The sequence below is a fragment of the Kitasatospora sp. NPDC056531 genome (assembly GCF_042794375.1).
In the GTDB taxonomy this organism is placed as follows: Bacteria; Actinomycetota; Actinomycetes; order Streptomycetales; family Streptomycetaceae; genus Kitasatospora.
On record NZ_JBHTTU010000024.1, the window covers coordinates 1 to 10,760 of the forward strand.

Consider the following 10,760-nt stretch of genomic DNA (forward strand, 5'->3'; position numbering starts at 1 on the left):
GCGTGGTGCAGGGCGTTGTGCCACTTGGTGGTGGAGATCGACTTCGTCGAGGCCATCAGCAGCACCGGCACATCGATCCCGAGCCCGTACCGCAGCTGCCGGTGCCCCTGGTGGATCGCCGACAGCCAGCCCGCGAACAGCGGGAAGCCCTCCGCCGGCTTCAGCGTCAGGTCGAAGTCCCACTCGCCCTTGTGGTCCTTGTGCAGGCTGTGGGTGTAGTGCGGGTTCAGCGAGGACGGCAGGATGCGGGTCGGCGCCAGCTTCCCGATCGCCGTCACCACCGGGCCCCCGGCGGTCCGGACGGCCTGCCCGGCCGGCATCGACAGGAACGGACTGTTCAGGAACAGCCCGTCCACCACCCCCTGCCCGGCCCGCCGGCCCGCCCACAGGGCGGCCACCAGCCCGCCGGTGGAGTGCCCGTTCAGCAGCAGCTGCCGGTGCCCGTCCGTCTCCCGGATGATCCGCACCGCCTCGTCGATCTCCTCGTCGTACTCGGCGAGGTCCCGGACGAAGTTCGGCGACTGGTGCGGCCGCAGGGAGCGGCCGTACTTGCGCAGGTCGAGGGCGTAGAAGGAGAAGCCGAGGTCGGTGTAGTGGTCCGCCAGATTGGTCTGGAAGAAATAGTCGTTGTACCCGTGGATGTACAGGACGGCCCGGTCCGCCCCCGGCACCAGCCGCCGGACGAGGGTGGCGCAGACGGCGCCCTCGTCATCGGGCCGCAGCGTCAGCTCGGCCGCCTCGTAGGGGGCACCGAGGATGTCTTCCCGAAACTCCATCTGCCCTGAACCCGTCCCTCTGCTCCGCCCGCCCGTTACGGCAGGTGACCACCCGTTCCGAGCCACGACGATACCGGCCGGTAGGGGCGGAGCGCTCGGCGGCTGGATCGCATGACCGGGCCCTCGGGCAGTGCCGCTGACCTTGCCCTGATTCCCGTCATCTGTTGCGGCCGCGCCACCAGGCCAGCGTCCGGCGGTGGCTCGGGGCGCGTCCGGGTGCTCCTGGGCGCGGAGCTCGCAGGAGTGCGCGACCGTTCAAGGTGCGGTCTGCCGCCAGGAGATAGGCGACCGGCGAGCTCCTCACCTGCTGATTGCGGGCCCTGGCCTTGCTCGCCACATAGGGCACCAGGGTCACGGCGACGGCCGCGCCCGCGACGGCGAGCTGACCGCCCGCGGCGGCGACTCCCCCGAGGAGGGTTCCCCCCGCGGCCGTCAGGTCGACTTTCTGTGCCATCGCACCCGCCGACGACTCGATACCGAGACCTCTCAGCGCCCTACGGAGCTCGTCGAGCTGCGGCTTCGTCGCCGACTTGTACAGCGAGTCGAGATGGGCGACCGCGGTTTCGAGACGTTCGACCTGTGCGATGGCCTGCAGCTTCGGGGCAAGACCCGCCACATGCTCCTGGAAGGCGACCAGTTCGGCCCTGTGGTCCTCGCGGAACCGGATCAGCTTTGCCACCGGCGTCTGATCCAAGCTCGCCGGCTCGATCACGGTTCGCAGGGCCAGCGACACATAGGCGCTCTCGACGTCCTCCAGAGCCGGGACGCGCACGTCCTGGTCGAAGAGCAGTCCCGTCAGTCGGTCGGTCGCACCGATGGCGTGGTGCACCCGCAGGTCATCGGTGGCCGGGAGGAGAAACTCACTCCTGGCGACGGCATCGGCGAGTACCGCCAGATAGATCGAGCCCAACTTGGGATGGAGCCCGATCCACGAGGATCTCCGCTCCCCCAGCCCCGACCAGGCCAGCTGATCGCCGAGCCGGGACGCAATCTTGGTGCCGGGGCCCTCGACCGGGATCGGCAGCAGGAATCCGCCGGGAACGGGCTCGTACTCCGGTTGCCACGGCCCTTGGCTGGGCGGAGGCTCGAACATGAACCAGTCGGCTGCGTACCGTCGACGATCCGGCCAGTCACCCCCTGAGGACGACGGGGCCAGCCCGTAGTATGCGCGAACCCGTTCCAGATCGGTGCCGAGGATCTCCAGGAAGGTATCGGCGACCTCGCCGAGTATCGTCGGGCTCGGAGCGGTCTCCACGATGAAGTCCGTCTCGGCCTTCAGCCGGTGTACGAGCTCCTCGTCACCGTCCCGCGTTTGCAGCGGCCGCATCCGGGCGACCCGGTCCCAGGTCAGGAGCGCCAGCTTCAGCCAGTTGTCGTCCTGGAAGTGCATCCACGGGTAGTACAGCGCAATCGAAGACACCGTCATCCCGCCCTCATCGACGCCGGCGACACACAGTCGCGCTCCAGCTTCACAGAAGGCGCAGGACTGTGGAAGGGGCCAGCACGATCCCGCTCCCGGTTCCGCGCCTCCCGACCGCTTCTCGTGCGCCTGCTGTGCGCCGGTGGTTCTGTGGAACGCTTCCCGGACGGACAAGGCGAGTTGGGGAGTTTGCATGCAGCACGGGCACACCGATCCGTCGCTCTACCGGTCGGCCGCGGAGGCGATCACCGCGCCGCCGGAAACGTTGGCGTACGTGGCCGGGTTCGACCGGTCGGCGCGGCAGCCGGACGCGTTGCTGACCGTCGACACGGATCCGGAGTCGGCGAGCTACGGGAAGGTGCTCAACTTCGCTGAACTGCCCACGGTGGGTGATGAGTTGCACCACTTCGGGTGGAACGCCTGCTCCAGTGCGCTCGCACACGCCTGCCACGAGAACCCGGAGCGGCGGTTCCTACTCCTCCCGGGGCTCCGGTCGTCGCGGCTGCATGTGATGGACACCCGTCCGGACCCGGTCCGTCCGCGCCTGATCAAGACCGTCGAGGCGAAGGAGCTGGCCGCCAGGGCGGGCTATTCGCGCCCCCACACCCTGCACTGCGGCCCGGACGGCGTGTTCCTGTCCTGCCTCGGCTCCGCCGAGGGCACCGACGGGCCGGGCGGGGTGGCGCTGCTCGACCACAGCACCTTCGAGGTGCTCCGCCCGTGGGAGACCGAGCGCGGTCCGCAGCACTTCGCCTACGACGTCTGGTGGCACCTCGGCACCGATGTCGGGGTGACCAGCGAGTGGGGTACCCCGTGGATGGTGGAGGACGGGGTGCTGCCCGAGCAGTTGTTGGCCCGCAAGTACGGGCACGCGCTGCACTTCTGGGAGTTGAGCACCGGGCGGCATCTGCAGCGGATCGATCTCGGGGACCAGTACCAGATGGTGCTGGAGCTGCGTCCCGCGCACGATCCGCAGGCGGAGTGGGGGTTCGCCGGGGTGGTGACGAATGTCGAGGACCTCTCCTCCTCGGTCTGGCTCTGGTACCGGGAGGGGCCGGCGTTCACCGCGCGCAAGGTGATCGAGATTCCCGCCGAGCCGGCCGAGGCGGAGGAACTGCCGCCCGCGTTGCGGCCGTTCGGGGCGGTGCCGCCGCTGGTCACGGACATCAACCTGTCGGTGGACGACCGCTGGCTGTACGTGTCGGCCTGGGGCACCGGCGAGTTGTTCCAGTACGACGTCTCGGACCCGTTCCACCCCCGGCTGGCCTCCTCCGTCCGGCTCGGCGGAGTGGTGGCCCGCACGCCGCACCCGGCGGAGCCGGGACGGCCGTTGAGCGGGGCGCCGCAGATGGTGGAGATCAGCCGGGACGGGCGGCGGCTGTACCTGACCAACTCCCTCTACGGCGCCTGGGACGACCAGTTCTACCCGGACGGCATCGAGCCGTGGATGGTCAAGCTGGACGCCGATCCCGAGGCCGGCGGCCTGAGCATCGACGAGCGGTTCTTCCCGCACGGCGACGACTTCCGGGGCCTGCGCGTCCACCAGACGCATCTGGCGGGTGGCGACGCCTCCTCCGACTCCTACTGCTACCGGTAGCCGGCCTACCGGTAGAGCACCTGGTCGTACCGGACCTGCGCCGACGGCAGCCCCGCCGACAGCAGCTCGGAGCGCACCGAGGCGACCATCCCGGTCGGGCCGCTGACGCAGGCCAGGTGCTCGCGCCAGTCCCCGGCGGCCGCGACGGTGTCGGCGAGGCGGCCCGCGATCACCGGGGTGAGCGACAACCACGGTTTGTCCAAGCCGAGTTCGGAGAGCGCCCGCCAGTCGTAGAGGTCCGTCCGGTCGCGTGCGCCGAGGAAGAGGTGGACGCGGCGGCCGGCCGGGCGGTGGGCGGCCTGCTGCTCGATGATCGCCTTCATCGGGGCGAGCCCGCTGCCACCGGCGACGAGCAGCAGGTCGCGGGCGCCGCCGTCGGGCAGCAGGCTGCCGCGCGGCGGTCCGAGGCGCAGCCGGTCGCCGACGGCGGTGTGCTCGACCAGGGCCGCGCTGACGCCGCCGGGACCGGTGCGGCGGACGTGGAACTCCACCTCGTTGTCGGCGCGCGGGGCGCAGCCCATCGAGTACTGCCGCCAGGTGTGCGGCAGCGTGGGGTGCTCGACGGTGCCGTACTGTCCGGCGCGGTAGGGGTAGGGCTCGCCGGTGCGCACCCGCAGGACGGCGAGGTCGGGGCGGCGGCGTTCGTGGCCGGTGACCACGGCGTGCCAGTACGGGGGTTCGGTGAGCGCGGAGTCGGCGCCGGCGACCATCGCGCCGACGGCGAAGCGCAGCATCCGCACCCAGGCGGCTTCCAGCTCCTCGGTCCAGCGCTCGCCGGCCCGGTGCCGGACGGCCGCGCACAGGGCCTCCTCGAAGGCCTCGTAATGGACCGGTCGGACGCCCAGTTTCCGGTGGTCTCGACCTAGTTGACGGAGCGTCCGGTCAAGCTTGGCGGGGCGGTGCAGATGGCCGATCAGGTGGTGGAAGATCCGTTCCAGGTGGGTCTGCTGGAACTCCATCGAGGCGGGGAAGAGCGGTCGCAGGTAGGGGCGGCGGCGGAACATGACCGCGTAGAGGTGGTCGATCAGCTCCGCGAGCGGGGCGACCAGGTCGAGGTCGCGCCGGATCAGGTGCTGGTCTCTCGCGCCGTCGTAGCCCTCGCTGCCGCCGATGCCGTGGTCGGGTCCGGATCCGGGCCCCGACGGCGAGGCGGGGGCGAGGAGTTGGCGCCGCAGTCGCATCGCGTGGTGGCGGGCGATCAGACGGTCGTACTCGGCGGTGACGGTGGCCTTGCTGCTGCTGTTGTCCATGACCTGCCCAGTCAACTGCCGCCCGCCTGGCACGAGAAGGGCCGATCGCCCCGGGCGGCCCCGGGACCATCGGCCCTGTGTCGACGAACCGGTCGACGAACCATGTCAACCAACCGGTCGAACGCCTACCGGCTCTGCTCGGCGGTCCGCTCAGCCGCGTCCGCGGACTCCGCGCGCAGCTCGGTGGCCGCCCAACTGGCCAGCAGCCGAAGGGACTCGGCGGAGGCGGAGCCGGGTTCGGCGTGGTAGGTGACCAGCACCTGGTCGCCGTCCCCGGCCGGGCGCAGCGTCTCGTACTGCAGGGTGAGCCGGCCGACCACCGGGTGGTGCAGGTGCTTGGTGCCGTGGCCCTTGTCCTGGATCCGGTGGGTGGCCCACAGGCGGCGGAAGTCATCGCTCTTGACGGAGAGTTCGCCGATCAGCGAGGCGAGCCGGGGGTCGTCCGGGTCACGCCCGGCGTCCAGCCGCAGGATGCCGACCACGTCGGTGGCCTTGCTCTCCCAGTCCTGGTAGAGCTCGCGCGCGGCCGGGTCGAGGAAGACGTGCCAGGCCATGTTGCGCTGCTCGGGCGGCATCGTGGCGAAGTCTCCGAGCAGGGCGGTGCCGAGCCGGTTCCAGGCGATGATGTCCAGCCGCCGCCCGAGCACGTACGCGGGCACGCCCTCCATCGCGTCCAGCAGCTGCTGCAGCGCGGGCCGGACCCGCTGCGGGCGGGCGGCGGCGCGGCCGGCGCGGCGGCGAGCGGGCTTGGTGAGCCGGCCGAGGTGGTCGCGCTCGGCGGGGCTGAGCCGCAGCACCCGGGCGATGGCGTCGAGGACGGCGGCGGAGACGCTCTCGCCGTGGCCCTGTTCGAGCCTGGTGTAGTAGGCGGTGCTGACTCCGGCCAGCTGGGCCAGCTCCTCGCGGCGCAGTCCGGGCACCCGCCGGCGGGTGGTGGTGTCCGGCAGGCCCACGTCCTCGGGCCGCAGCCGGGCGCGGCGGGATCGGAGGAACTCGCTGAGTTCGGTGCGCTGGTCCATGACTGCAGTATGCGGGCGATCCGACGCGCCCGGGTGCGGGTCAGGGTGATACTGCCGTGCGTAGGTTACGCAGTCCTACGTTCCGCTTCCCTACGCCCCGCTGTCGTACGCCCCGCCTTCGTACGACGATCTCGGGTCTGGTTGGCCTTCCGGCGCCGCCGCAGTCTTGTGGTCATGACGAACGAGACCAACGAGACGACGCAGAACGCCGCCACCCGCACCGTCGCCGCCTACGCGGCACAGCAGCCCGACGCCCCGCTGGCGAGGACCACCGTCACCCGCCGGGCCGTCGGCGCGCACGACATCGTGATCGACATCCACTACTCCGGCATCTGCCACTCGGACATCCACCAGGTCGGCGAGGACTGGGGCACCGGGATCTTCCCGATGGTCCCGGGCCACGAGATCGCCGGCGTGGTCAGCGAGGTCGGCCCGGGCGTCACCCGCTGGAAGGCCGGCGACCGGGTCGGGGTCGGCTGCTTCGTCGACTCCTGCCGGGAGTGCGACAACTGCAAGGCCGGCCTGCAGCAGTACTGCACCGGTGAGGGCGGCGCCGTCTTCACCTACAACGCCATGGGCAAGGACGGCCTGCCGACCTACGGCGGCTACGCCGCGGAGCTGGTGGTGGACGAGGCGTACGCGCTGAGCATCCCCGACAGCCTGCCGCTGGACGCCGCCGCGCCGCTGCTGTGCGCGGGCATCACGCTGTACTCGCCGCTGGCGCACTGGGGCGCCGGCCCCGGCAAGAAGGTCGCGATCGTGGGCCTCGGCGGCCTCGGCCACATGGGCGTCAAGATCGCCCACGCGATGGGCGCGGAGGTCACCGTGCTCAGCCAGTCGCTGCGCAAGCGCGAGGACGGCCTGAAGCTCGGCGCCGACCACTACCGGGCCACCTCCGACCCGGAGACCTTCACCGAGCTCGCGGGCAGCTTCGACCTGATCGTCAACACGGTCTCCGCCGACCTCGACCTGAGCGCCTACGTGGGCCTGCTGCGCACCGACGGCACCCTGGTGCAGGTCGGCATGCCGGAGAAGCCGCTCACGATGCACCCGTACCCGCTGGCCACCGGGCGCCGCTCGCTGGCCGGTTCGATGATCGGCGGGCTGCCGGAGACCCAGGAGATGCTGGACTTCTGCGGTGAGCACGGCATCGGCGCGGAGATCGAGGTGATCCGGGCCGAGCAGATCAACGAGGCGTACCAGCGGGTGCTGGCCGGCGACGTCCGGTTCCGCTTCGTGATCGACGCCTCGACCATCTGAGCCTCGACCATCTGCCTCGGCCGCCTGATCAGCCGACCAGTTGACCAGTTGACCGACAGGCCGACCGACCCACGCTACGCCCCGCGCCCTGGTGCTCTCCCATCACCAGGGCGCGGGCGCCGCCGTTGATCCCCTGCCGCGGGTCAGGCCCCCGCCGCCCTGGCCCCGGCCGCCGCCCGGCGCTCCGCCCGGCGCTCCGCGCGCCGGTCCTCCCGCCGCTGCCGCCCGCGGCGCAGCGGCTGGTCGGGCAACCAGCCGAAGGTCAGGCAGGCGCCCACCACCCCGAGCAGCATCCCCGTCAGGAAGCCGCCCAGGTTGGAGGTCACCCAGCTGGCCAGCGAGGCGAGCACGGCGAGGACGGAGTAGAACAGCCGCTGCGTCGGATTGAACAGGATCAGCAGGCCGCACAGCACCATCACCACCGGCACCAGGTACCCCGCCAGCCCGGCCATCCCGATGTGCAGGAGGACGGGCAGCGGGGCCCACAGCGTGAACAGGATCTCGGCGCCGCCGAGCGTGACCAGCAGCCCGCCCCAGAACGGTCGCTTGCCCCGCCAGTCGCGCCGCACCGGGCCCGCGGCGGGCCCGGCGTCCGGTGCCGGGGCGACGACGGCCGGAGCGACGGGTGCGGGCGTGGCCGCGGCGGGCGCGGCTGCCGTCCCCTCGGCCGCCACCCCCTCGGGCCGCGGCACGCCGCCCTCGCCGGTCCCGGTCGGCTCCGGTACGGACTCCGTCATGCTCAGCAGCCCTTGGAGCTGAAGCTCAGCCGCAGGTTGGGCAGCCTGAACCCGACGGCCGTGCTCGCGTAGTTGTGCTGCTTGAGGTGCGTCAGCTGGACGTGGTCGGCCTGCTGGCCGAAGACACCCCGGCCGCCCTTGCCGACGTCACCGGCCTTGGTGAAGGTACTGGCGTCGCCACCGATCTCGATGTTCTTGAACTCCGCGTCGCCGGACAGCAGATCGGAGTCGGTGGTGAGGTCGGAGGCGGAGACCGGGGTGCCGTTGTCGCCGGCGTGGATCACCAGGTTGACGCCGCCGAGGTCGACGCTCTGGCACAGGTTGGTGATCTCGGCGGTCTTGATCGCCGACACCGCGACCAGCACCTGGCCGCCGGTGTTCCCCTTGTTGGGGCTGTCCGGAATCATGTGGTCGATCGCACCGAACTGCGCGAAGCCGTCCCCGTCGAGCTTGTCCGCGGTGATCGTGAACGGCATGCCGGAGATGGAGAACTGCGCGGCGAGCACGCCCTGCGCGGTGAGGGTCATCAAGATGCCCCCGACCGCGACGGCCGGTACCGCCATCAGGACCGAGCGCTTCAGCCGTACCCGGCCTCTTCTCGCCCCCGTCGGCGTCTGCGGGGATTCCGCCGCGGCTGCGGCGTCCTCGGACATGGCCATGTGTGCTCCCTGTGAATGGATTGGGTGTGCAGGCACTGGCACGTTGCCCTGGCGCGGACAGCGTTGCGCGTCCCGACCGGGCCGTCCGCCCCTCGGCAGCGGGGCGGGCTCGGTCGGAGCGCGAAGTAACTGGGAAGCTACTGCCCGGTATTGGCCGGGTCAATACGGGTGCACGAAGGATCTTCACCAATCCCGGCCCCGAGCCGCGCGGCCGCCTGCGCCGGACCGAGGAACGGAGCGAGACAGAAAAGGCTCAACACCGGGAGAAGCTCCGGCAGTTGATCGGTCCGGCCGGAGGCGATCCGGCGGTGGACCGCGCTGTAGACGCCGCCCACCACGGCGTCGACCATCTCCTGCACCCCTACGCTTCCCGGCAGTTGTGGCACGTCGGCGAAGAACACCCGGAACCGGGTGAGGAGTTGGTCCCGCTCGTGTCGGCCGGCCGGTCCGACCGACTCGATCTCGATCACCGCCATGGTCGCGAAGGACGGTGTCCCGGCGAGGAGTTGGAGCATCACGCCGAGCCCCTGGCGGATCCCGGCGCACCAGTCGGATTCGGCCGCGAAGGCCGCCGCCATCCGCCGGATCACCACCCCCGTGCCGTACCGGTGAGCGGCCAGAAAGGCGTCCTCCTTGCCGCTGAACAGCTCGTAGAAGACCGGCCTGGTCACACCCGCCGCGCGGCAGATGTCGCTGATCGTGGCGTGCTGGTAGCCGCGTTCGGCCACCGTCCGGACCAGCCCGTCCAGCAGCCGCTCGCGCTGGGTCGCGGCGACCACCCCGGCGGGCAGCCGGCGGGGGCCGGGCTTGATCGATCTGGCCGGATCCCGGCCGGTCCGGGCACCCGGCAGCAGGATCACCTCGGCACTCCGGAGGTAGTTCCGATCCATCCCAACTCCTGTGTCCTGTATTGACATTGACGGAAGACCGGGTTTACAACACTGACAGGTTTCCAACCGGTTGGTGAGCAGGCCACCACCGGCCGACCTCGGTGCCGCCGCGATCCGAACCGCCGCGTACAGCACCGCCGCACCTCCGGCGAGGTCGCACCTGCACACCGCCGTACCGCACGCGGGGGCCCGTGGCGCCGGGCCCACGCGTACCGCAGTCCGCCGGAGCCCTCGGTACGCCATCACCTCCCCCGCCGCGCACGCCACCACACCCGCACGCGGGGATTCCCCCACCCGTCTCCGGACGGAGAGAGGCACCCTCATGCGCATCTGTCGCACGCTCGCAGCCGCATCCCTCGCCGCCATCGCCCTCACCGGTGCCGCCGTGGCACCGGCCCAGGCCGACGCCGCCGCCGTCCTGACCACCGGCGACGCCTCCGGGCCGGCCGTCTCCGTCGGCGACACCCTCACCGCCAATCTGGTCTCCGGCACCGCCGCGACCTTCACCGACGGCCCCGGCAGCTCCAACGGCGTCAGCTGCGCCAGCTCCTCCTTCTCCGCGACCGTGACGTCCAACCCGGCCGCCCCCGGCAGCGCGACCGAGCAGCTCAACAGCCAGTCCTTTGACTCCTGCACCTCCAGCGTCATGGGCGTCATGGGCGTGCAGAGCGTCACCGCCACCAGCCTGCCGTACACCAACACGGTCACCTCCGGCTCCGGCAACAACGTCTCGCTCAACGGCGGCACCGCCGGCCCCGTGGGGATCACGGTGGTGCTGAACACCCTCCTGGGCACCGTCGAATGCGACTACCAGAGCCCCAACGGCATCTCCGGCTCCACCTCGAACAGCGGCAACACCATCGGCTTCGCCAACCAGCCGGCCAACCTGGTCTCCGGCCCGGGCCTGTGCTTCTCGACCGGCTACTTCAGCGCCAGCTACGGCCCGGTCACCGACACCTCGGCCGCGGGCAGCCCGGTCCTGTACGTCAACTGACCTTCCAGGGCCAGGACATGGCGAAGCGGGGGGGGGAGGGGGGGGTGGGTTGGGGGGGTGTCCCGAGCCGGGTTGGGGGAGCCGGGGGAAAAAACCCCCCCAAAGAAACCCCGCGGGGGGGGGGGGGCCCGGTTTCCCCCCCCCCCCCCCCCGGGGCC

At 71.4% G+C, this 10,760-nt stretch carries 10 protein-coding genes; 3 read left to right on the forward strand and 7 right to left on the reverse strand.

Annotated features, from left to right (window positions below; translation table 11 throughout):
- Both ACFQ87_RS21065 and ACFQ87_RS21070 read right to left on the reverse strand, forming a co-directional pair.
- Positions 1–776, reverse strand: a 776-nt coding sequence (locus tag ACFQ87_RS21065; protein ID WP_380612312.1) for an alpha/beta hydrolase, incomplete at its 3' end; no start/stop codon positions are given.
- A gap of 157 nt (positions 777–933) precedes the next feature.
- Complete coding sequence (locus ACFQ87_RS21070; protein WP_380612313.1) at positions 934–2,202, reverse strand: DUF6236 family protein; 1,269 nt, start codon at positions 2,200–2,202, stop codon at positions 934–936.
- Between the two features lie 187 nt (positions 2,203–2,389).
- Between ACFQ87_RS21070 and ACFQ87_RS21075 the strand changes: the two genes are divergently transcribed.
- Positions 2,390–3,793 (forward strand): selenium-binding protein SBP56-related protein, encoded by a 1,404-nt coding sequence (locus ACFQ87_RS21075; RefSeq protein WP_380612314.1) that lies wholly within the window; start codon positions 2,390–2,392, stop codon positions 3,791–3,793.
- Positions 3,794–3,798: 5 nt separating this feature from the next.
- On the opposite strand, the gene ACFQ87_RS21080 is transcribed toward ACFQ87_RS21075, so the two are convergent.
- Positions 3,799–5,043, reverse strand: coding sequence for a globin domain-containing protein (locus ACFQ87_RS21080; RefSeq protein ID WP_380612315.1), 1,245 nt, complete (start codon positions 5,041–5,043; stop codon positions 3,799–3,801).
- Positions 5,044–5,168: 125 nt separating this feature from the next.
- Complete coding sequence (locus tag ACFQ87_RS21085) at positions 5,169–6,062, reverse strand: helix-turn-helix domain-containing protein (protein ID WP_380612316.1); 894 nt, start codon at positions 6,060–6,062, stop codon at positions 5,169–5,171.
- A 174-nt stretch (positions 6,063–6,236) separates the two neighbouring features.
- Between ACFQ87_RS21085 and ACFQ87_RS21090 the strand changes: the two genes are divergently transcribed.
- A complete protein-coding gene (locus ACFQ87_RS21090; protein ID WP_380612317.1) occupies positions 6,237–7,322 on the forward strand; it encodes an NAD(P)-dependent alcohol dehydrogenase in 1,086 nt (361 codons plus the stop codon).
- Positions 7,323–7,465: 143 nt separating this feature from the next.
- Here the strand turns inward: ACFQ87_RS21090 and ACFQ87_RS21095 are convergent, their stop codons facing one another.
- From ACFQ87_RS21095 to ACFQ87_RS21105, 3 genes are all read right to left on the reverse strand, one after another.
- Positions 7,466–7,891, reverse strand: a complete 426-nt coding sequence (locus ACFQ87_RS21095) for a DUF6114 domain-containing protein (RefSeq protein WP_380612404.1) — start codon at positions 7,889–7,891, stop codon at positions 7,466–7,468.
- Positions 7,892–8,061: 170 nt separating this feature from the next.
- Complete coding sequence (locus ACFQ87_RS21100; protein WP_380612318.1) at positions 8,062–8,718, reverse strand: DUF6230 family protein; 657 nt, start codon at positions 8,716–8,718, stop codon at positions 8,062–8,064.
- A gap of 137 nt (positions 8,719–8,855) precedes the next feature.
- Positions 8,856–9,608 carry a TetR/AcrR family transcriptional regulator gene (locus ACFQ87_RS21105; protein WP_380612319.1) on the reverse strand — a complete coding sequence of 251 codons (753 nt, stop codon included), beginning with the start codon at positions 9,606–9,608 and terminating at the stop codon, positions 8,856–8,858.
- 322 nt (positions 9,609–9,930) lie between these two features.
- Between ACFQ87_RS21105 and ACFQ87_RS21110 the strand changes: the two genes are divergently transcribed.
- Positions 9,931–10,602, forward strand: coding sequence for a Tat pathway signal sequence domain protein (locus ACFQ87_RS21110; RefSeq protein ID WP_380612320.1), 672 nt, complete (start codon positions 9,931–9,933; stop codon positions 10,600–10,602).
- The last annotated feature ends 158 nt before the right edge of the window (positions 10,603–10,760 follow it).

What these genes read in the sequence shown, in the direction of transcription:
- ACFQ87_RS21075 (WP_380612314.1), top strand. Translation starts at nt 2,390, where the DNA reads ATGCAGCACGGGCACACCGATCCGTCGCTCTACCGGTCGGCCGCGGAG.
- ACFQ87_RS21080 (WP_380612315.1), bottom strand. Translation starts at nt 5,043, where the DNA reads ATGGACAACAGCAGCAGCAAGGCCACCGTCACCGCCGAGTACGACCGT.
- ACFQ87_RS21105 (WP_380612319.1), bottom strand. Translation starts at nt 9,608, where the DNA reads ATGGATCGGAACTACCTCCGGAGTGCCGAGGTGATCCTGCTGCCGGGT.
- ACFQ87_RS21090 (WP_380612317.1), top strand. Translation starts at nt 6,237, where the DNA reads ATGACGAACGAGACCAACGAGACGACGCAGAACGCCGCCACCCGCACC.
- ACFQ87_RS21085 (WP_380612316.1), bottom strand. Translation starts at nt 6,062, where the DNA reads ATGGACCAGCGCACCGAACTCAGCGAGTTCCTCCGATCCCGCCGCGCC.
- ACFQ87_RS21070 (WP_380612313.1), bottom strand. Translation starts at nt 2,202, where the DNA reads ATGACGGTGTCTTCGATTGCGCTGTACTACCCGTGGATGCACTTCCAG.
- ACFQ87_RS21100 (WP_380612318.1), bottom strand. Translation starts at nt 8,718, where the DNA reads ATGGCCATGTCCGAGGACGCCGCAGCCGCGGCGGAATCCCCGCAGACG.
- ACFQ87_RS21110 (WP_380612320.1), top strand. Translation starts at nt 9,931, where the DNA reads ATGCGCATCTGTCGCACGCTCGCAGCCGCATCCCTCGCCGCCATCGCC.